General features: G+C 65.6%; 20 protein-coding genes and 1 other RNA gene. 15 read left to right on the forward strand and 6 right to left on the reverse strand.

Translation table 11 applies throughout. From position 1 onward, the window contains the following. Positions 1 to 9: 9 nt before the first annotated feature. The 3 genes from ACFO5X_RS24665 to ACFO5X_RS24675 all read left to right on the forward strand — a co-directional run bounded on the left by ACFO5X_RS24665 (position 10) and on the right by ACFO5X_RS24675 (position 2,836). Entirely contained in the window at positions 10 to 1,320 is a 1,311-nt protein-coding gene (locus tag ACFO5X_RS24665) for an acyl-CoA thioesterase/BAAT N-terminal domain-containing protein (RefSeq protein WP_380722637.1), read from the forward strand. 32 nt (positions 1,321 to 1,352) lie between these two features. Next, on the forward strand, positions 1,353 to 2,231 hold the full coding sequence (locus ACFO5X_RS24670; protein ID WP_380722639.1) for a DUF1684 domain-containing protein: 879 nt from the start codon (positions 1,353 to 1,355) through the stop codon (positions 2,229 to 2,231). 209 nt (positions 2,232 to 2,440) lie between these two features. Next, positions 2,441 to 2,836, forward strand: a complete 396-nt coding sequence (locus tag ACFO5X_RS24675; RefSeq protein WP_380722641.1) for an Imm7 family immunity protein — start codon at positions 2,441 to 2,443, stop codon at positions 2,834 to 2,836. A gap of 390 nt (positions 2,837 to 3,226) precedes the next feature. Here ACFO5X_RS24675 and ACFO5X_RS24680 read toward each other — a convergent pair whose 3' ends face one another. Together ACFO5X_RS24680 and ACFO5X_RS24685 are read right to left on the reverse strand one after the other, a co-directional pair. After that, positions 3,227 to 3,565, reverse strand: coding sequence for a hypothetical protein (locus ACFO5X_RS24680; protein ID WP_380722643.1), 339 nt, complete (start codon positions 3,563 to 3,565; stop codon positions 3,227 to 3,229). Between the two features lie 707 nt (positions 3,566 to 4,272). After that, entirely contained in the window at positions 4,273 to 5,211 is a 939-nt protein-coding gene (locus ACFO5X_RS24685) for a LysR substrate-binding domain-containing protein (RefSeq protein ID WP_380722645.1), read from the reverse strand. Between the two features lie 112 nt (positions 5,212 to 5,323). Here ACFO5X_RS24685 and ACFO5X_RS24690 point away from each other — a divergent pair, with 112 nt between their 5' ends. From ACFO5X_RS24690 to ACFO5X_RS24705, 4 genes are all read left to right on the forward strand, one after another. Continuing rightward, complete coding sequence (locus ACFO5X_RS24690) at positions 5,324 to 6,244, forward strand: SMP-30/gluconolactonase/LRE family protein (protein WP_380723237.1); 921 nt, start codon at positions 5,324 to 5,326, stop codon at positions 6,242 to 6,244. Positions 6,245 to 6,276: 32 nt separating this feature from the next. Then, the gene (locus tag ACFO5X_RS24695) at positions 6,277 to 7,320 is read left to right on the forward strand and encodes a TRAP transporter substrate-binding protein (RefSeq protein WP_380722647.1); all 1,044 of its coding nucleotides are present in this window, start codon (positions 6,277 to 6,279) and stop codon (positions 7,318 to 7,320) included. 82 nt (positions 7,321 to 7,402) lie between these two features. Next, positions 7,403 to 7,906, forward strand: coding sequence for a TRAP transporter small permease (locus tag ACFO5X_RS24700; protein ID WP_380722649.1), 504 nt, complete (start codon positions 7,403 to 7,405; stop codon positions 7,904 to 7,906). Beyond that, on the forward strand, positions 7,906 to 9,174 hold the full coding sequence (locus tag ACFO5X_RS24705; RefSeq protein WP_380722651.1) for a TRAP transporter large permease: 1,269 nt from the start codon (positions 7,906 to 7,908) through the stop codon (positions 9,172 to 9,174). Before ACFO5X_RS24700 ends, ACFO5X_RS24705 begins: the two co-directional genes overlap by 1 nt. On the opposite strand, the gene ACFO5X_RS24710 is transcribed toward ACFO5X_RS24705, so the two are convergent. Both ACFO5X_RS24710 and ACFO5X_RS24715 read right to left on the reverse strand, forming a co-directional pair. Further along, entirely contained in the window at positions 9,171 to 10,064 is an 894-nt protein-coding gene (locus ACFO5X_RS24710) for an NAD-dependent epimerase/dehydratase family protein (RefSeq protein WP_380722653.1), read from the reverse strand. The two genes, ACFO5X_RS24705 and ACFO5X_RS24710, sit on opposite strands and share 4 nt — an antisense overlap. Then, positions 10,061 to 10,822, reverse strand: a complete 762-nt coding sequence (locus tag ACFO5X_RS24715) for an SDR family NAD(P)-dependent oxidoreductase (protein ID WP_380722655.1) — start codon at positions 10,820 to 10,822, stop codon at positions 10,061 to 10,063. Before ACFO5X_RS24715 ends, ACFO5X_RS24710 begins: the two co-directional genes overlap by 4 nt. A gap of 149 nt (positions 10,823 to 10,971) precedes the next feature. Between ACFO5X_RS24715 and ACFO5X_RS24720 the strand changes: the two genes are divergently transcribed. Genes ACFO5X_RS24720 through ACFO5X_RS24730 form a run of 3 tightly spaced genes read left to right on the forward strand, consistent with a single transcriptional unit; the run spans position 10,972 to position 13,982 of the window. Then, positions 10,972 to 11,946, forward strand: coding sequence for a tripartite tricarboxylate transporter substrate binding protein (locus ACFO5X_RS24720; RefSeq protein WP_380722657.1), 975 nt, complete (start codon positions 10,972 to 10,974; stop codon positions 11,944 to 11,946). A gap of 56 nt (positions 11,947 to 12,002) precedes the next feature. Next, positions 12,003 to 12,482 (forward strand): tripartite tricarboxylate transporter TctB family protein, encoded by a 480-nt coding sequence (locus ACFO5X_RS24725; RefSeq protein WP_380722659.1) that lies wholly within the window; start codon positions 12,003 to 12,005, stop codon positions 12,480 to 12,482. Positions 12,483 to 12,503: 21 nt separating this feature from the next. Continuing rightward, the gene (locus ACFO5X_RS24730; RefSeq protein ID WP_380722661.1) at positions 12,504 to 13,982 is read left to right on the forward strand and encodes a tripartite tricarboxylate transporter permease; all 1,479 of its coding nucleotides are present in this window, start codon (positions 12,504 to 12,506) and stop codon (positions 13,980 to 13,982) included. On the opposite strand, the gene ACFO5X_RS24735 is transcribed toward ACFO5X_RS24730, so the two are convergent. Both ACFO5X_RS24735 and ssrA read right to left on the reverse strand, forming a co-directional pair. Beyond that, the gene (locus ACFO5X_RS24735) at positions 13,979 to 14,380 is read right to left on the reverse strand and encodes a hypothetical protein (RefSeq protein ID WP_380722663.1); all 402 of its coding nucleotides are present in this window, start codon (positions 14,378 to 14,380) and stop codon (positions 13,979 to 13,981) included. The genes ACFO5X_RS24730 and ACFO5X_RS24735 overlap by 4 nt on opposite strands. A gap of 94 nt (positions 14,381 to 14,474) precedes the next feature. Next, positions 14,475 to 14,823, reverse strand: a transfer-messenger RNA (tmRNA) gene (ssrA, locus tag ACFO5X_RS24740). A gap of 170 nt (positions 14,824 to 14,993) precedes the next feature. Here ssrA and ACFO5X_RS24745 point away from each other — a divergent pair. The 5 genes from ACFO5X_RS24745 (at position 14,994) to ACFO5X_RS24765 (ending at position 18,692) form a co-directional block, all read left to right on the forward strand. Next, the gene (locus ACFO5X_RS24745; protein ID WP_380722665.1) at positions 14,994 to 15,779 is read left to right on the forward strand and encodes a DUF2182 domain-containing protein; all 786 of its coding nucleotides are present in this window, start codon (positions 14,994 to 14,996) and stop codon (positions 15,777 to 15,779) included. Between the two features lie 6 nt (positions 15,780 to 15,785). After that, the gene (locus ACFO5X_RS24750) at positions 15,786 to 16,490 is read left to right on the forward strand and encodes a DUF1326 domain-containing protein (RefSeq protein WP_380722667.1); all 705 of its coding nucleotides are present in this window, start codon (positions 15,786 to 15,788) and stop codon (positions 16,488 to 16,490) included. Beyond that, entirely contained in the window at positions 16,487 to 16,987 is a 501-nt protein-coding gene (locus ACFO5X_RS24755) for a DinB family protein (RefSeq protein WP_380722669.1), read from the forward strand. The genes ACFO5X_RS24750 and ACFO5X_RS24755 overlap by 4 nt, the downstream gene beginning before the upstream one ends. Positions 16,988 to 17,031: 44 nt before the next feature. Continuing rightward, a complete protein-coding gene (gene acuI, locus ACFO5X_RS24760; RefSeq protein WP_380722671.1) occupies positions 17,032 to 18,027 on the forward strand; it encodes an acryloyl-CoA reductase in 996 nt (331 codons plus the stop codon). Between the two features lie 248 nt (positions 18,028 to 18,275). Next, positions 18,276 to 18,692, forward strand: coding sequence for a universal stress protein (locus ACFO5X_RS24765; RefSeq protein WP_380722673.1), 417 nt, complete (start codon positions 18,276 to 18,278; stop codon positions 18,690 to 18,692). Positions 18,693 to 18,714: the final 22 nt, after the last annotated feature.

The raw sequence follows: 18,714 nt of genomic DNA on the forward strand, positions 1-18,714 counted from the left end.
GTGAAATGAATGACGACTGAACATCCCTCCGCGCCCGTGATCTCGGTCACGCCGGCTGACGGCCTGATCGACGAACCGCGACGGATCGTGGTCAGCGGGCTGGCGCCGGACGAGCTGGTGGCGATCACCGCGCGCACCGCGCGGTCGGGCGGCAGCCGGTGGGACAGTCAGGCGACCTTCATGGCCGACGCGCAGGGGGTGGTCGATCTGACCCGCGACGCGCCGGTCGGGGGCGATTACGCCGAGGTCGCGCCGATGGGGCTGTTGTGGAGCCAGTATCCGGACGAGGGCGTCAGCCAGGAGATCTATGCCGATGACGTGATGCAGCCGCTGGTCACGTCCCTGACCGCCGAGACGGCAGATGGCGTGACGGCCGGGGCTGAGCTGGTGCAACGCTTTGCCGGGCCGGGGGTCACGCGGCGCGAACTGCGGGAAGAGGGGCTGGTCGGCACGGTGTTCACGCCAGCGGGCGAGGGACCGCATCCGGTGGTGATCGTGCTGAACGGTTCGGGCGGAGGGATCAACGAGGCGCGCGGCGCGCTCTTTGCCGCGCACGGGTATCAGGCGCTGGCGCTGGGGTATTTCAAGGCGCCGGGGCTGTCGCCCTATATCACGGGCACGCCGCTGGAGTATTTCGAGACCGCGCTCAACTGGGCGCGCCGCGAACTGGCGCCGCGCGACGGGTTCGTCGCGGTCAGCGGGCAGTCGCGCGGCGGTGAGCTGGCGCTGCTCTTGGGCGCGACCTATCCCGATCTGGTTTCGGCCGTGATCGCCTATGTGCCGGGCGCGATGGTGCATGGTGCCCAAGGGGCGGGCGATCCCGCGCGGGGCGACTGGCAGGGCATCACCTGGACGCTGGGCGGCAAGGCGCTGACCCACCTATGGCAGGACAACAAGGCCGTGCACTGGCACCCCTGGGCGGGCGACGCGCCGCCCGACCGGCATCATTCGGTGTTCTTCGAGGGGCTGAAGGACCGCGAGCTGGCGGTCAGGGCGCGCATTCCGGTAGAGAAGATCGCGGGGCCGGTGCTGCTGATCTCGGGGCGGGACGACCGCGCCTGGCCGTCGAGCCTGTATTCACGGATGGTGGTCTCGACCCTGGAGCGGCACGGGAACGTGCCGCTGGTGCGGCATCTCGATTTCGATGACGCGGGCCATGCGATCAACCTGCCCTTCGTGCCGACGACGCAGATCGTGCGCGCGCATCCGGTGTCGAAGGTGCCCTATACCAGCGGCGGCACGCCCTCGGGCAATGCCCGTGCCGACCTTGGGTCGTGGCAGGGCGTGCTGGCCTTTCTGCAAGACGTGACCGGCCGATAGGCCCGCAATACCTGGTCGAAAGGAAGACGGACATGACCACGAAGGAACACCTGGAAGGCCAGTGGCGCGAATGGCGCTATGCCCATGTGGCGACGATGTTCCGGCCCTATGGCTGGACCGCGCTGGTGGCGCAGTATTGGCTGGAGGAAGACGACCGCGACGTCGCCTTCGAGATGCTGCCGGGCCGCTGGTCGGTCGAGGGGGGGCGCGTGATGTTCACGCCGCCGGCCTCGGGGCCGACGCTGTCGGTCAACGGCGTCTATCCCGAGGGACCGGTCGAGATCATCCCCGGGCGCAACCAGACCTACGGGCATGGCGACAGCTTGCCGGTCTATTTCGGCGTCTGCGAGGTGGAGACCATCGTGCGCACCAAGGACGATGGCGCGCGGCTTTATGGCGTGCGGGTGCGCGATCCGCGGGTGGCGAGCAATCTGGAAGAGGCTGGCGTGACCGCGTTCGACTACGACCCGGCCTGGCGCCTTCCCGGCGTCTTTACGCCGACCGGGCGGGTCGAGCACGAGGCCGAGACGGTCGAGGCCGGGGTGCGCGAGTCGACGCCGCGGATGGGGACGTTCTCGTTTACGTATGGCGGCAAGACCTATGACCTGGTGGTGATCGGCAAGGACACCGCGACGGGCGTGCAGCCGGTGGCCCATGTGCGCGACAGGACCAGCGGGCCGATCACCTATGGCGCGGGCCGGGTGATCGAATTGCAGTTCGCCGACGAGGCGACGCAGCGGATCGACTGGATCGATTTCAACTATGCGGTGGCTCTGCCCTGCGCCTTCACCAATTTCGTGACCTGCCCGCTGGTCCCGCCCGAGAACCAGCTGGATTTCGAGGTTCTGGCCGGAGAGAAACGCCCGGCGCGGACGGTCGCGCGGACGATGACATACAAGGCGGCGGAGTGAGGGGGGCGCGTGTCGTCCGGGTTTTGTGGCTGGGACGTTCGAGCTAGGCGGTGCGGGTTTTGATCGGGGGCTGAGATTGGGTTGGGATGGGGGGAGGGTCGGGTAGGCGGACAAATCTGACGTTGAACTGAACAGAGCTAACTCATAAACGCGGACTCTATGGGGAGCAGGTCAGTGATAGATACGGATCCATTATAGGGAGGATGCCTGTGTTTGAATATCAGGGATGGGTGACGATTCTCGGAAGTTATGATGAAGACGGAGCGCCGGATGTTGGTATTGATGAAATATTTGAGCTCGTTAAGCAAGAAGTTGAACGTATCAAGCATTTTGAATGGGAGTTGGGCATGCGCTATTTTAATGGTTCCCCCCGTCTTTGGGTTATCGGCTTTAATAACCGGCCCGCTGGTCAGTGGGATGAAATTTTCTCGCTTTTTTCTCTGATATCAAAAATTGCTCCTAATTCTTACGGCCATCTTTCTTTCTATGATGACGAACTCGGACCAGGAAAGAGTGACAACTATTATACTTACGTTCTGCGAAAGGGGAGCATGACATTAGAGAAAGACCCCTTTCTGTCTCCCTTGTCAGAGAAAGTGGAGTGATTTGGCCGGTTGGATTGGCGAAAGTTGCGCTGTATCGAGCCAGGGGCGTCTGCCTTGCCAATGCCGCTAATCCCAAAACGTCGCGGATCCTCATCCCGAGGGGCTGATGGGGTGCCGGCTATTGTGGAAGCTGTTCCAATCGCCCATCGCGCGTGTGGTGTGTTGGGTTGCGAAGTCTTTGCAGGGTATGCACTGCACCTACAGCGTCCGGATGACACGCTCGATCATATCCTTATCCGGCATGCTGGCTGTGATGCTTCGGATGCCGGGTCTGTTATTGTGATGGCATCCGGGGTTTGCGGCTGGGACATACGAGCCGGGCGGCGCGGGTTTTGATCGGGGGCTGAGATTTGGTTGGTGGGGGAGAGTTGGGTAGGCGGGACGAAGCGGTCATTCAGATCCCGTTTGCCGGACGCTGCTGAGTTCTGAAAGGAGCGCGTCCAGCGCGCCGGGGGCGTTCGCTTCAAACTCCGCAACGGAAAAACGTCCACCGGCGGCGTTTGTCGCGAAAACATACAACTCGAAGCTTTCAGGGAAAACCTCAACCTCTATGCGGCCCGAATCCCAAAACAGACAGACAGTTGCCCAATAGCCTGTTTGTGCGGTTTCAGGAGGAAAACCGGCAATTCGCGCCGCCCTAACCAATCGTGCAGCCGTCGCCAAAGCCTCGGCAGAGGGCAGCGGCTCTTTCTTCCAGTCACATTCTATCCCGGCCCACGCGTCTGGCAAAGCAGATACCTTTTCAGACAAAGGTGAAGGCGGGTTGGCCCGTTGTCAACTTGGGCTTCCAGCGGTCATCTGACGGTTCCTGCCAAGTTCTCATGCGGGCGAGCATCGGGCAAGGTCGGCTCTGCGGACGAAGCGGACTTTACCAAGACTAGGGAAGCCACGACGGTTTTCTTGGAGCATAGTCGCTCCACGTTGATCGCAATTTTTCACTTAGGCCATCCCAGATGTGCTGGGGGATTTCGCGCGATTACTTGCTTTGAATGTCGTATGAGTCGCCGCCTTGGAGATAGTCCCAGAATACAATTAAATCATCTTCAGTTGGGATGAATTCCATCCACCCTCCGGCGATGAACCGATTGGACTTGTCGTATACGGAGACTCCGGAGAAATTCTCGACCTCCCCGTCTAGCCAATCGGTTCTATGGCCTTCAACGCAACTCTCTGACCAGTCAAAACGCACATCGTCAGCATATAGTTTGCGCGGCGAATTCAGGTAATGATTCAAGTCGGGCGAAAGCTGTTCCTTTGGGCTCCCTCCCGCCTTCGCCGCACTTCGCGCGAATGACGCCTTTGCCACTGCCGTATATTCTGGAGAACGACATCGCGCCGGCATTGGCGGGCAATTTACTCCCCGGGTGATCCGCCTGTCGGGTCACACGCGCTGTCCGTGAAGCCGGCTCCGGTTCGGCGATGCCTGACGTTCCCCCTCACCCCGTGCCCGGCGGGTGCACGAACAGGCGCTGTGCGGCCTCGGTGCGGAAGAAGTCGGCGCAGCAGCGGGCGAAGGTGGCGGCGTTGCGGCTGAGGCGGCCGCCCTTGCGGGTGGCGAGCACGATGCGGGGCACGTAGAGCTGGGGGAAAATCGGGCGGCAGGCGACCTCGAGGCCGGAATAGGTGCGGTCGGTCAGCGGCTTGATGTTGAGCACCGAGACGCCGATGTTGGCGGCGGCGCCGCTGCGCACCATCTCGAAGGAGGCGACGCGCTGGATGTCGCGGGGGCGCAGGCCGGCGCGTTCGAAGAGGCCGAGGACATAGCGGCTGGAGTGCGGCAGGTTCAGCAGCAGCAGCGGGCGTTCGGCGAGCTCTTCCAGTGTGACCCAGGGTTTCTGCGCCAGCGCGTCGCTGGCGGCGACCACCGCGTGGGGCGGGGCGTCGGCGAGGAATTCGAGTTCGAAATCCTCGGGCATGCCGTTGTCGTAGGAGAGCAGCAGGTCGACCATACCCGAGCGCAGGTGGTCCTGAATGCCGATCATGTCGCCTTCGCGCAGGTTCACCACGACGTCGGGGTGGCGGGTCTGCATGTCGCGGATGACCTGTGGCAGCACGTTGGGCGAGAGCGAGCTAAAGCAGGCGACCTCGACGCTGCCTTCGAGATGGTCGCCCTCGGTGCCGAGATCGCTCTGGAAGGCGCGCACCTCGTCGAGCAGGCGGATGGTGCGTTCGATGGCCTGACGCCCGTCCGCGGTCAGGGCGAGGCCGCTGGCGCGGTGGCGGACGAAGACCTGGAGGCCGAATTCCTCTTCGAACTTGTCGATGGCCATGAAGATCGAGGAAGCCGAGACGTTGAGCAGGCGCGCGGCGGCCGAGACCGACCCGGCGCGGGCGGCGGTGACCAGGTATTCGAGCTGGCGCAGGGAGGAGTTCATACAATCATTGTGCATCTGTAACGCAAAAATAGCAATTTATGTTCTTTTGGGCCGCGCCTAGGCTTGAGTCGGAGGAGTTCGCAGCCGAGGGGAGGAGGGGCGCGTGAACGAGATGCAGCCTGTAGCGATGCCCGGTGTGACCGTGACCTGCCTCTGGCCGGGGCCGAGCGCCCTGGGCGAGTGTCCGATCTGGGATCATCGGTGCGGGCGGCTTTACTGGATCGACAGCCTGGGGCGGCGCATCTGGTTCCGCGAGGCGAGTGGCGCGGTGGATGGCTGGGATCTGCCCGGGACCATCGGCAGCATCGGGCTGTGCCGCGGTGGCGGGCTGATCGCGGCGGTCGACAACCGGGTGGGGCGGGTCGATGGCGTGACGGGGGCCTTCGTCGCCCAGAGCGATCCGCTGCCGCTGGCGCCGGGGCTGCGGCTGAACGACGGCAAGGTGGATCGTGCCGGGCGGTTCTGGTGCGGGTCGATGAACACTGGGTTCGATGCGGCGACGGCCGAGCTGTTCCGGTTCGAGGCCGATCTGAGCTGGCATCGGGTGGATTGCGGTTTTGTCGTCTCGAACGGGATCGCCATTTCGCCGGATGACCGGACCTTCTATTTCTCGGACAGCCGGTCGGACCGGTCGTTCGCTTATGACTTCGACCTGGCGACAGGCGACCTGACCAACCGGCGGGGGTTTGTCGAGACCTCGGCCTATGCCGGACGGATCGACGGGGCGACGGTGGACCGGGCGGGCAACTATTGGGGCGCGCTGTTCGATGGCTGGGCGGTGGGGTGCTTTGACCCCGACGGGCGGCTGCTGCGCCGGATCGAGCTGCCGGTGCGCTGTCCGACGATGTGCGCCTGGGGCGGGGCGGGGCTGGACCGGCTGTATGTCACCTCGGCAACCTTCCTTTTGTCGGACGAGGAAAAGGCCAGCCAGCCTCTGGCGGGCGGGCTTTTCGAGATCACCGGGCTGGGCGTGACTGGCCTGCCCGAACCGGAATTCGGCGCTGACGGGAGCGGGGCCGGAACCGTCCCCTGAGCGGGACAGACGACCAATTGGGAGGAATGACAATGAAGATCGAAAGACTTGGAAGCATGGGTATGGCGCTGGTTGCGGCCGTCGTCATGCTGGCCGGGCTGGTGCAGATGGTGTCGGCCGAGCCGCGCGTGACCTTGCAGTTCGCGCATTGCTGCCCGGCGGAGCATACCTTCGGGGTCTATGCCCACCAGTTCGCGGATCGCGTGGCCGAGAATTCGGGCGGCGAGATCGCCATCGAGGTGCTGGACGGCGGCGTGCTGGGCAGCGAGCAGGCGATTGCGCAGAAGGTTCAGCTGGGCGTGGTGGCGATGGCCGGCATCACCTCGAACAACGTGGCGCAGTTGGCGCCGGCGCTGAACGTGCTGGTGCTGCCCTATATGTTCGACGGGGTGGACGACCTGACCGGCGAGGGCGGGCTGCTGCGCGCCGGAGCGTATCGCGATGCGCTGAACGAGCGGGTGCTGGCCGAGAGCGGCAGCCTGCGCGTGGTCGGCGGCTTCACCAATTCGTTCCGGTCGATCCTGGCGAAGAACCAGTGCATCGACACGATCGACGATCTGCAGGGGCTGAAGATCCGGGCGCCGAAGAACCCGGTGATGACGGCGATGTGGGACAGCTGGGGCGTCTCGACCTATCCTATCGCCTGGGGCGAGACCTTTGGCGCGGTGGCGACGGGCGTGGTCGACAGTTTCGACAGCCCGACCGACGTGGTGCTGGACATGGGCTTTCACGAGCACATCAAATACGTGACCGAGGCCAGCTATCTGCCGATGGCGGGCGTCGTGATCGTCAACAACGACATCTTCAGCGGGCTGAGCGAGGCGGATCAGGCGGTGATCCTGAAATCGGCCGACGAGGTCGACCAGTCGCACGCAGCCCATGTCGCAAAGAACGCCGAGCGGGTGCGCAAGGAGCTGAGCGAAAAGCATGGGGTGACCTTCTGCGAACTGAAGGACCCGGAGGTCTGGAAGGAAAAGGCGCAGGGCGCCTGGCCGACGCTGTTCGAACTGGTCGGCGGCGGCGAGGAATGGGTCGAGCAGACCCGGCACTACAAGGAAACCGGCAAGCTGAACTGAGCGGCGCGCGCCCCGTCCGGCTTGACGCCGGGCGGGGCGGTGCCCGAGGCTTGTCGGAAATCGAAGGCGGAGTGCCCCCAAGATGCTTGACCGTGTGTCCTTCGCCTTCAACCGGCTGGAGCTGGTGCTGGCCAACCTGAGCCTGCTGATCCTGGTGCTGGTTCTCGCGGCGCAGGTGTTCTTTCGCTATGTGCTGGGGGTCGGTCTGGCGTGGAGCGAGGAAATCTCGCGCTTTGCCTTCGTGTGGTTCGTCTATATCTCGGCGAGCCTTGCCGCGCAGCGGGGCACGCATATCCGGGTGACGGTGGCGACCGGCTGGGTGCCGGGGGGCGCGCGCGTGGCGCTGCTGGTGGCGGATGCGATCTGGATCGCCTTCAACGCCTTTGTCGTGGTGGCGGGGGTGCTGCTGTTGCAGCGGATGTTCAAGTATCCGTCCTATTCGACCTCTCTGTTCCTGCCGCTGGCCTGGGTCTACGTCATCATTCCGATTGCCCATGCGCTGATGATCCTGCGGATCGTGCAGCGGCAGGTGGAGTCCTGGCGCCACGGTGTGCCGGTCATCGCGGGCGAGGGGGAGGACGCCTGATGATCTTCGTCCTTGTCTTTGTCTTCTGCCTGCTGATCGGTGTGCCGATCTTTGCCGCGCTGGGGGTTCCGGCGCTGGTGGAATTGATGATGTCGCCCATTCCGCTCGCCTCGCTGGCGCACAGCCTGTTCGACGGGGTGGACAAGTTCCCGCTGCTGGCGATCCCCTGTTTCGTGCTGGCGGGCGCGGTGATGGCGCGGGGCGGCATCACCGACGATATTGTGAACGTCATGCGCTCGGTCGTGGGCCGGGCCTGGGGCGGGCTGGCGATTGTCACGATCCTGAGCTGCATGTTCTTCGCGGCGATCTCGGGCTCTGGCCCCGGCACGGTGGCGGCGATTGGCACGCTGCTGATCCCGGCGATGCAGCGCGACGGCTATCCGCGCGATTTCGCGGCGGCGGTGACGTCTTCGGGCGGGACGCTGGGGATCCTGCTGCCGCCGTCCAATCCGATGATCGTGTATGGCGTGCTGGCCAGTGTCTCGATTGGCGACCTGTTCCTGGCCGGGCTGCTGCCGGGCATCTTCATGGGGGCGCTGCTGATCGGGACAACCTGGTTCCTGTCGCGGCGTAACGGCTATCGGGGCAATCCGGTCCCCTTCGACCGGCGGGCCTTCCTGCGCTCGCTCTGGGTCGGGAAATTCTCGCTGGCCACGCCCTTCGTGGTGCTGGGCGGGATCTATGGCGGAATCTTCACGCCGGTCGAGGCCTCGGTCGTTGCTGTGGTCTACTCGGCGCTGGTGGCGGTGGTGGTCAAGCGCAACATGGGGCTAGCCGACTTCTGGGCGGCGCTGGGAGAGGCGAGCACGGTCTGCGGCGGGCTGGTCGTCATCATGGGCACGGCGGTTTTCTTCGGCGAGTTCCTGGCGCTGAACCAGATCCCGCAGAAGGTGGCGGGGATGCTGCTGACGGTGACCTCGGACCCGATCCTGATGCTGTTGCTGATCAGCGTGATCCTGATCATCCTCGGCATGTTCATGGAGACGCTGTCGACCATCATCATCCTGACGCCGATCCTGCTGCCGCTGGTGAAACAGCTGGGGATCGACCCGATCCACTTTGGCATCATCCTGGTGGTGACCAGCGAGATCGGCTTCCTGACGCCGCCGCTGGGGGTGAACCTGTTCGTGGCGAGCAGCATCGCGAAGCTGCGGATCGAGGATGTGGCGCGGCGGGTGGTGCCGTTCATCCTGACCATCATCGTGGGGCTGCTGGTGCTGATCTGGTTCCCGCAGATCAGCACCGTGCTGGTGGAGCTGAAACGCTAGGCCGGTATCAGCGCCTCGATGGTGCGCCTTGCGCCTTCGGTGAGGGGGACGGCCGTCCAGTCGCCCAGCAGGGCGCGCAGGGGGGCATTGTCGATGCCTTCGGGCGCGGCGCGGTGTTTCGGCGCGGCGCTGACGCGGGCCCCGGGACGGACCGCGCGGATCGCCGCGAGCACATCGTCGATGCTGTCGATCTGGATGGTCAGGTCGCTGACCACGGGTTGATCCGGCGTGGCGGCGAGGCAGCGCAGAAAAATCTCGACCACCTCGTCGACATGCTGGAAGCACATCGCGCCGGTGAAGGGGATCTCGTATTCCTCGTCCCTTGCGGCGGCCCGCATGGCGAGGCTGATGGCGGCGGTTTCTCCCTCGACGCGTTCGGGGCCGTAGACCACGTTCGGGCGCAGGCCGATGGAGGCGAGACCGTGGTCGAGGAAGTGGACCTTGGAGATATCCTCGCAGGCTGCCTTGTAGACGCCGTAGAGGTTCGCCGGACTGTGGAGCGGCCCGCGCGGGCGCGCGGCGAGCGAGCTGGTGTAGACGAAACGCCCGATGTCCAGCGCGCGGGCGGTTTCCAGCGCGTTGATGTGTCCGATCACGTTCACCTCGGCCCCCAGCACCGGGTTGGCGCGGCAGGCGGGGATGACGAGCGCGGCGAGATGGACGATGGCGGCGTGACCCTCGGCGGCGCGCAGAAGGTCCGCCTGCTGGCGGATATCGCCTGCGACATAGGTGGCGCCGGGGATGCGGGCCTGTGCGTCGGGGGCGCGCAGGTCGAAGACGGTGACGTCTTCGCCGAGGGCGACCAGCGCGCGCACCAGCGCGCGGCCGAGGAAGCCGGAGCCGCCGGTGACGAGGACCGGGCCGAGCGGGGCGTCGGGGCGGAAGGTCAAGACGCCATCCCCTGGCCGCCGTTCACGTCGAGCAGCTGGCCGGTGAGGAAGCCCGCCTCGTCGGCGGCGAAGAACAGGACGGCGGCGGCCACATCCTCGACCCGGCCCGCGCGGCGGACGGGGATCGAGTCGATGACGGCCTGCTGTTCCTGCGCGCTCATGCGCTGGTTCAGCAGGCTGAGGACGCGGGGCGTGTGGATCGCGCCAGGGCAGACGGCGTTGCAGGTGATGCCGTGAGGGCCGAATTCCTGTGCCAGTTGCAGCGTCATCGACTGCATCGCGCCCTTGGCGGCGACGTAGTTGCAGCCGGTGAAGAGGCTGCCGTAGCGCCCGGCCTTGGAGCCGAGGTTGATGACGCGGCCATAGCGGCGGTCGACCATGCCGGGCAGGACGGCGCGCATGGTGCGCACGGCGGCGGTGACGTTCAGGCCCATGACGCGGGCCCAGTCCTCTTCGGTTTCCTCGAAGAACGCGCGCGGGGTGTGCAGCGAGCCGCCGGCGTTGTTGACCAGGATGTCGAAGGCAAACCCTTCGCCGATCAGGGCAGAGAGCGTTTCGTTGAGGGCGGTTTCGTCCATCATGTCGACCTGGCGGAAGGTGACGCCGGGCAGGTCGGCCTGCGCGCGTTCGATCGCGGCCGCGTCGCGGTCGGTAATCACCACCTTTGCGCCCTCAGCCACCAGCCGTGCGGCGATGGCCTTGCCCAGCCCTTCAGCGGCGCCGGTCACCAGGGCGGTGCGCCCATCCACTCGTTTCATCTGTCCTCCCTGCCGGCCGGGGCCGGTTCCTCAAAAGATCCTTGAATAGTTCCATTATAGAAGACATAATCCCGGTAGGCAAAACTAAAGATGCGTGACCGGAGGAGTGTGGCGCGCATCGGAACGCTTGGCTCAAACGGGAGGACCACATGAATTTCAAGAAGAATACGGCCGCACGTCACGGTGCGAAGACCCTGCTGGCCGCGGCCGCGCTGGCGCTGGCCGCCGGTGGCGCGGTGGCGCAATCGAATCGCCCGGTGACGGTGATCGTGCCCTTTGCCGCCGGTGGCGGGACCGACATCACCACGCGGGCGATGCAGCAGGGGCTGGCGGAGTCGCTGGACGCCAACATCATCATCAAGAACACCGCCGGCGCGGGGGGCACCCTGGGCGTGGGCGAGGCGGCGCGGGCGCGGCCCGACGGGCGCACCATGGCGATGGCGCCGGTGGGTCCGCTGACCACCCAGCCGCATCTGCGTGAGCTGCCCTATGGCATCGACAGCTTCGACTATGTGTGCCTGGCCTATTCGGCGCCGACGGTGATCGCGGTGAAGAAGGACAGCGCATACAAGACGCTGGAGGAGCTGGTGACCTTCGCCAAGGCCAATCCGGGCGAGGTGACCTTTGCGGTGCAGGCCATCGGGTCGATCCCGCATATCGCGGGGCTGGCCCTGGCCGATGCGGCGGGGATCGAGATGACCTATCTGCCGGTCAACGGCGACGGGCCGGCGCTGAAGGCGCTGCTGGACGGGACGGCGGATGTCTTCATCCCGCATGTGTCCTTCTATACCAGCAATGCCGACCAGCTGAGCTCACTGGCGCTGTTGCAGAAGGACCGGCTGGCGGAACAGCCGGACCTCGTGACGGCGGCCGAGCAGGGCTATGCGCTGGACTTCCCGATCTGGGGCGGGCTGGTGACGCCCAAGGGCACGCCGGCGGAAGAGCTGACGCGGCTGGAAACTGGGTGCAAGGCAGCGGTGGATTCCGAGCCGTTCCAGGAGCGGATGAAGGCGGTGAAACAGCCTTCGGCCTATATGGGCTCGGCCGAGTTCGCGGCCTTCGTGAAGGACAAGTTCGACACCAACCGCAAGCTGCTGGACAAGGCAGGTCTGCTCTCGAAGTGAAACCGCGGCGCCGCTATGGGTGATCCCATGGCGGCGCGCAACGGGGAGGGGAGCGCATGCAGCAGGGTGGCGTGACGCCGGGACTGACGGGCGAGCGCATCGTTGCGCTGGTCATCGTGCTGACCACGGCGCTGTTTCTGTCGCTGACCTTTGGCGAGGTCAGCGCCTTTGCCCGCCAGAGCGCGGGACGGGGGCCCTATTTCTTTCCCCGGATCGTGCTGATCGCGCTGGTCTTCGCCGAGTGTTTCCTGCTGTGGTCGGTCTTTGCGCGCGGCGAGACGGCGGAGGCGCGCCCCGTCGGGTGGAAGTTTGCCGGGCTCGTGTTGGCGACGGCGGCCTATTGCGCGCTAATCCCCTGGGCGGGATTCCTGATTTCGAGCGTGCTTTATGGCTTCGCGGTGCCTGTGCTTCTTGGGCGGCGCGACGTTCTTCTGCTGGCGGTGGTCAGCCTGGTCTACAGCGTCGCGCTGTGGATGCTGTTCGAGCGGGTGTTCCTGATCATCCTGCCCGCCAGCCCCTTCGACATCGGATTCTGACAAGCGGCGAGGACGACGCGCATGGACATACTGCTGAGCGCCGGCGCCCAGATCGCCACGCCGATGACGCTGATCTGCATCGTGCTGGGCACGCTGTTCGGGGTGGTGATCGGGGTGCTGCCGGGGCTTGGCTCGGTCATCGGACTGACCATGGTGCTGCCCTTCACCTTTTCGCTGGACCAGTTCCCCTCGATCGCGCTGATGCTGGGGGTCTACTGCGGGTCGGTCTATGGCGGGTCGATCACGGCGATCATCCTCAACACGCCGGGCACGCCGCAGGCCGCCGCGACGGCGCTGGAGGGGTTCCCGATGGCCAAGGCCGGGCAGGCCGATCTGGCCATTGGCTGGGTCACGACCGCCTCGACCCTGGGGGGCCTGTTCTCGGTCTTCGTCTTCGTGCTGGCGGGGCCGTGGCTCGCGCGGTTTTCGCTGCAGTTCACGCCGATCGAGTACTTCGCCCTTGGTCTGTTCGCGATGACCTGCATCGCGGGCGTGTCCTCGGGGCAGCTGGTCAAGGGGCTGGTGGCGGGGGGCATCGGGCTGATGCTGGCGACCATCGGGGTTGATCCAGTGACCGGCGACATGCGCTATACCTTCGGGAGTTTCCAGCTGTCGGCGGGGATCGGGCTGATCCCGGTGATCGTGGGGCTGTTCGCCTATTCCGAGATGTTCCTGCGGGTGCTGGAGATCGACGACGAGAAACCCGACGCCTCGCATTTCCGGGTCGGGTTCCGGATGCCGCCCTGGAGCGCCTGGCGCATCCGGCTGGGGATATTGCTGCGCGGCTCGGTGATGGGGTCTTTCGTGGGCGCGCTGCCGGGCACCGGTGCAGCGACGGCGGCCTTCATCGCCTATTCCGAGGCGCACCGCACCTCGAAGCGGCGCGCGAACTTCGGCAAGGGAGAACCGGACGGGCTGGTCGCCTGCGAGAGCGCCAACAACGCGGTGACCGGCAGCGCGCTGGTGCCGACGCTGGCGCTGGGAATCCCGGGCGACCCGGTGACGGCGGTGATGCTGGGCGCGCTGGTCATTCAGGGCGTCGCGCCGGGGCCGCAGCTGTTCCAGCAGAACCTCGACCTGGTCTATGGCATCTTCCTGTGCCTGATCGTGGTGAACCTGGTGATGTTCGCCGCCGGCGCGCTGGGGGCCTCGGTCTTTACCCGCGTGCTGCGGATCCCCGAGCCGATCCTGGTGGGGCTGATCCTGATCGTCTCGACCGTGGGCGCCTATGGCGTGAACGGCAGCACGTTTGACATCTGGGTGGCCTTCGCGGCCGGTGTCGCGGGCGCGGTGCTGCGCTATTTCAACTATCCCTTGGCACCCATCGTCATCGGCATGGTGCTGGGCCCGACCATCGAGATGTCGCTTCGGCAGGGGCTGATCCTGACCGACGACAATATCCTGGCCTTCTTCCAGCGGCCCATCGCCTCGATCCTGTTCCTGCTGACGCTGGCGCTGCTGGTCTGGCCCGCGATCCGGGCGAGACGCGCGGCGGCCTAGCGGCCGAGCGAGGCGACCTTGGCCTCGAGCACCTGGAGGCGGGTCTCGATGCGCATCTTCTCGAACTGCTTGACGGCCTCGTCGGTGTATTTCTCGGATTCCTTGCGCGCCTTCTGCAACTCGGCGTCATATTCCTTGTTGCGCGCGGCGTCGCGCTTCTCGCGCAGTTCCATCTCGCGGACGGTGTCGTTGTAGGTGGACTTGACGGTGTCCTCGGCCTCGCGGCTCATCTTGGAATAGAGCGCGTCGAGCAGTTTCTCGATGTCCTTCTCGCTGGTCAGCGCATCGGCGAGGATCTTGATGCGATCCTCGTTGTAGCGCAGGCGCTTGAGCACATCGTCCATGGATTTGGAGAGGGCGGCCACATCTTTTTCGAGGGCTTTGAGATCCTTCGGCATCGGCAAATGTCCTTCAAGAACGGGTCCGCGGACCCCACTGGCAATAAGGGCCGAGCCTAGCGGCGGCGCGCGGGTCTGCCAAGATGGAAGGAAAGGTGCAGGCTTCTGTTGCCAGGTGCCTGCGGACCCCGCCTTACGCTGCTAAGCGCAAGGGCTTAAGGTTCGGTATTTCCAACCGCTTACGCGGCGAGAGCAACCGGAGCATTATTGTCGTTGGCAATTATGCTTTACGGACCGATAACGGTGGTACCTCACCGGGACAAAGCCATCCTCTTTACACGTTCGTCGATCCTGTTTCGGCCCCTTGATCCCCCAACGCAGGGATTTTGGTGGAGCCGCCGGGTACCGCCCCCGGGTCCGATCCGCTTATTACAGGCGCGTTTATGTCCATAGTCCCGAAGGACAGGGATCAATATAGGCGGTTCGGCGCGCGTTGCAATCGGGGGATGCCGAAAACCTGCGAGGATTTGGGACGGGCTGGTTGCAGCAAACCGGGCCGTTCCGTGGCGGGGGCGAATCGCTTCGCGGTTCGAGTGGACCTGCAGCAAACCCAATTTGGGTTGTTCCGGCCGAGATTTATTGCGACACCGCTGCGCGGGACGGGGAGCGGGGCATGATCTGGCGCAATACACTCTGGCTTGGCTTCTTCGGGGCGATCCTGCTGTCCTGGGTCCTGCTCTACGACATGAGCACAGGCATGGGGCTGGATCTGATCGGGCGGCCGATCAACGGCACGGCCGAGGCGATGCGCTGGATGGACCCGCGGATGGACATGTACATGCCGATGGCGCGGTTCTGGCCGCTGGCGGGCATGTGGGCGCTGATGATGGCGGCGATGATGTTGCCGACCATGATCCCGACGCTGAAGACCTACGAGGATCTGATGGAAAGCGCCAATGGCTCGCGCGCCGGCTGGCTGGGCCTGCTGGCCGGCTACAGCCTGGTCTGGGTTGGCTTCGCGCTGCTGATCGCGGCGGCGCAGCTGGCTCTGCTTTACGGCGGGGTGATCGACATGCTGGGCATCCCGCGCTCGCGTTGGGTCGCGGGCGGTCTGCTGTTGGCGGTCGGACTGTTCCAGTTCACCCGGCTGAAAGAAAGCTGCCACGGCGTCTGCCACAGCCCGATGGGCTATTTCCTGGGCCGCTGGCGCCCCGGCGCGGGCGGCGGGCTGCGCATGGGGCTGGGCCTCGGGGCCTATTGCGTCGGCTGCTGCTGGGGCTTCATGGCGCTGGGATTCGTCGGCGGGATGATGAGCCTCTTGTGGATGGGCCTCGCCACGGTCTTCATGGTGGTGGAGAAACTGCCGCAGATCGGACACTATGTCATAAGACCCATGGGCGTCGTGCTGGTCCTGGCCGGACTGGCGGTGATTGGTGCGCCCATCGTGATGGAAGGATAGAGACCCATGGCCACCAACAGACTGCCCGACGCCGACCGCCTGCCGGTCAGCCAGCGGATCGACAGCCGGATGCCAAATCCGAAGCGCCGCGAGGCGACGCCGACCAACTGGGCGATCAAGGGCGAGTTGTTCCTCAACTGCTCGTGCGAGGTCTTCTGCCCCTGCGTGGTGAGCCTCGGGGCGCATCCGCCCACCGAGGGGCATTGCCACGCCTGGATGGGGATCATCATCGACGAGGGGCACTACGAGGGCGAGGATCTCTCGGGGCTGAACGTCGGGCTGCTGGTCGACATTCCGGGGCGCATGGGCGAGGGCAACTGGAAGGTCGCGGCCTATGTGGACGAGCGCGCCAGCGGCAAGGCCTATAACGGCATCCTGCAGATCTTCAGCGGCCAGGCGGGCGGCACCACGGGCCTGTTCACCATGCTAGTGAGCGAGATCATCGGGGCCGAGCGCGCGCCGGTGCAGATCGAGCGCGACGGCAACAAGCGGCGGATCAACATCGGGCGGCGGATTCAGGGCGAGATCGAGATGGTTGCGGGCAAGGATCCGGATCATCCGGTGATGGTGTCGAATTCGAAATACTGGATGGGCGCGGATATCATCGTGGCCAAGGGACTGAAATCGCGGGTGCGCGATTACGGCCGGGTCTGGGATTTCGGCGGCAAGTCGGCCGAGATCTGCCCGATCGACTGGCACGGTCCGAAATGATCGACGCGGGCTTTGCGGTCGAGATGGCGCGGTACAACCGTTGGCAGAACAGCCAGTTGGACGGGTTTCTGGAGGCCCTGCCGGCGGAAGAACTGAGCCGCGACCGGGGGGCCTTCTTCGGGTCGATCCTGCGGACGCTGAGCCACCTGTGCTGGGGCGACCACATCTGGCTGTCGCGCTTTGACGGCGGCTCGCCGCCGCCGGTGGGCGCTGGCGAGAGCGTGACCTATGTGACCGATCTGGGCGGTTGGCGCGCGCTGCGCCAGACGCTGGATGCGCGCATCCTGGTCTGGGCCGAGGGGCTGTCGGATGCGGCGCTGGCGGGGGATCTGACCTGGCATTCCGGCGCGGCGGGGCGCGAGGTGACGAAGCCGCTGGGCCTGCTGACGGTGCATTTCTTCAACCACCAGACCCATCATCGCGGTCAGGTGCACGCGATGCTGACCGCGACCGGATCGAAGGCGCCGGTGAGCGATCTGTTTCTGATGCCGGCCTGAGGGCCTTCGGACAAAACGAAATCTTATCAAGGAGTACACAGGCGATGTTCAACGCTTTGGTGGTGGAGAAGGACGAGGAAAGCGGCAAGACCAGCGCCGGGGTGCGCAAGATGGGGCTGGACGAGCTGCCCCATGCCGAGGTCACCGTGGCAGTCGACTATTCCACGGTGAACTACAAGGACGGGCTGTGCATCGGTCCGGGCGGCGGGCTGGTGCGCAAGTATCCGCATGTGCCGGGCATCGACTTTGCCGGGACCGTCGAGGCCTCGGAGGACGACCGCTACAAGCCGGGCGACAAGGTGGTGCTGACCGGCTGGCGCGTCGGCGAGGCGCATTGGGGCGGTTACGCCCAGAAGGCGCGGGTCAAGGCCGACTGGCTGGTGCCGCTGCCCTCGGGTCTGACCACGCGGCAGGCGATGGCGGTGGGCACCGCCGGGCTGACCGCGATGCTGGCGGTGATGGCGCTGGAGGATCACGGGCTGAAGCCGGGTCACGGGCCGGTGCTGGTGACGGGGGCCGCGGGCGGCGTCGGCTCGGTGGCCGTGGCGCTGCTGGCCAACCTCGGCCACGAGGTGGCGGCGGTGACCGGGCGGCCGGAGACGGCGGACTATCTGAAGTCGCTGGGCGCGAGCCAGATCGTGCCGCGCGAGGAACTGACCGAGGTGACTCGCAAGCCGCTGGAGAGCGAGCTCTGGGCCGGATGTGTCGACGCGGTGGCGGGCGCGATGCTGGGGCGCGTGCTGAAGCAGATGAAATACGGCTCGTCCGTCGCGGCCATCGGTCTGGCCGGCGGGGCGGCCATCGAGGGCGCGCTGATCACGCCCTTCATCCTGCGGGGCGTCAACCTGCTGGGAATCGACAGCGTGATGCAGCCCTATGAAAACCGCCTGCGGGCCTGGGAACGCATCGCCGCCGACCTGCCGATGGACCGGCTGGAGGCGATGGTGCAGCCCGCGACGCTGGGCGATCTGCCGACGCTTGGGGCGGCGATCCTGAAGGGTCAGGTGCAGGGCCGCGTGGTCGTCGACGTCAACGCCTGACGGGGTTTGCGGCGGGTCGCGAGGCCCGCCGCGACACAGCATTTGCGACGGTGAATGTCGCGTCTAAACATTTATTTCTGCTCAAAGTTTGCATCTCCGGCCCGTTTGGGGCTAATGTGCCGCATAGAGGAAGCTGCGTGAGCCTGTCGCGCCGCTTCGGAAACAGCGAGAATTGTGCGCTGGCGATCGTCAAAAGGGCCGGTTCAACGGCCTGGTGCGGCGTCACGCACCATGACGGAGGGACAAACGTGTTTACCAGAATTATGACACCCGTCGACCTCGCCCATGCCGAGCGTATGGAGCGAAGTCTGCAGTGTGGGGCCGAGCTTGCCGCGCTCTGGGGCATTCCGGTGGTCTATGTCGGGGTCACCGCGCAGACGCCGGGCAGCGTCGCCCACAATCCGGAGGAATACGGCCGCAAGCTGGCCGCCTTCGCCGCGGCCCAGGCCGAGGCACGGGGCATCACGGCCGAAGCGCAGGCGGTCGTGTCGCACGATCCATCCACCGATCTGGATGATACGCTGCTGAAGGCGGTGAAGGACACCGGCGCCGATCTGGTGGTCATGGCGAGCCACGTGCCGGGACTGACCGACTATGTCTGGCCTTCGAATGGCGGCAAGATCGCGGGTCATGCCGCGGTCTCGGTGATGGTGGTGCGCGGGTAAGCGCGTTTCGCGAACAAGGGAC

The organism is Seohaeicola nanhaiensis (assembly GCF_042654245.1).
Taxonomy (GTDB): domain Bacteria; phylum Pseudomonadota; class Alphaproteobacteria; order Rhodobacterales; family Rhodobacteraceae; genus Seohaeicola_A; species Seohaeicola_A nanhaiensis.

Coding starts and splice junctions, on each gene's coding strand:
- ACFO5X_RS24735 (WP_380722663.1), bottom strand. CDS start 14,380: ATGCCGAAGGATCTCAAAGCCCTCGAAAAAGATGTGGCCGCCCTCTCC.
- ACFO5X_RS24700 (WP_380722649.1), top strand. CDS start 7,403: ATGCTTGACCGTGTGTCCTTCGCCTTCAACCGGCTGGAGCTGGTGCTG.
- ACFO5X_RS24725 (WP_380722659.1), top strand. CDS start 12,003: ATGCAGCAGGGTGGCGTGACGCCGGGACTGACGGGCGAGCGCATCGTT.
- ACFO5X_RS24690 (WP_380723237.1), top strand. CDS start 5,324: ATGCAGCCTGTAGCGATGCCCGGTGTGACCGTGACCTGCCTCTGGCCG.
- ACFO5X_RS24705 (WP_380722651.1), top strand. CDS start 7,906: ATGATCTTCGTCCTTGTCTTTGTCTTCTGCCTGCTGATCGGTGTGCCG.
- ACFO5X_RS24755 (WP_380722669.1), top strand. CDS start 16,487: ATGATCGACGCGGGCTTTGCGGTCGAGATGGCGCGGTACAACCGTTGG.
- ACFO5X_RS24715 (WP_380722655.1), bottom strand. CDS start 10,822: ATGAAACGAGTGGATGGGCGCACCGCCCTGGTGACCGGCGCCGCTGAA.
- ACFO5X_RS24750 (WP_380722667.1), top strand. CDS start 15,786: ATGGCCACCAACAGACTGCCCGACGCCGACCGCCTGCCGGTCAGCCAG.
- ACFO5X_RS24720 (WP_380722657.1), top strand. CDS start 10,972: ATGAATTTCAAGAAGAATACGGCCGCACGTCACGGTGCGAAGACCCTG.
- ACFO5X_RS24745 (WP_380722665.1), top strand. CDS start 14,994: ATGATCTGGCGCAATACACTCTGGCTTGGCTTCTTCGGGGCGATCCTG.
- ACFO5X_RS24730 (WP_380722661.1), top strand. CDS start 12,504: ATGGACATACTGCTGAGCGCCGGCGCCCAGATCGCCACGCCGATGACG.
- ACFO5X_RS24695 (WP_380722647.1), top strand. CDS start 6,277: ATGAAGATCGAAAGACTTGGAAGCATGGGTATGGCGCTGGTTGCGGCC.
- acuI (WP_380722671.1), top strand. CDS start 17,032: ATGTTCAACGCTTTGGTGGTGGAGAAGGACGAGGAAAGCGGCAAGACC.
- ACFO5X_RS24665 (WP_380722637.1), top strand. CDS start 10: ATGACGACTGAACATCCCTCCGCGCCCGTGATCTCGGTCACGCCGGCT.
- ACFO5X_RS24670 (WP_380722639.1), top strand. CDS start 1,353: ATGACCACGAAGGAACACCTGGAAGGCCAGTGGCGCGAATGGCGCTAT.
- ACFO5X_RS24685 (WP_380722645.1), bottom strand. CDS start 5,211: ATGAACTCCTCCCTGCGCCAGCTCGAATACCTGGTCACCGCCGCCCGC.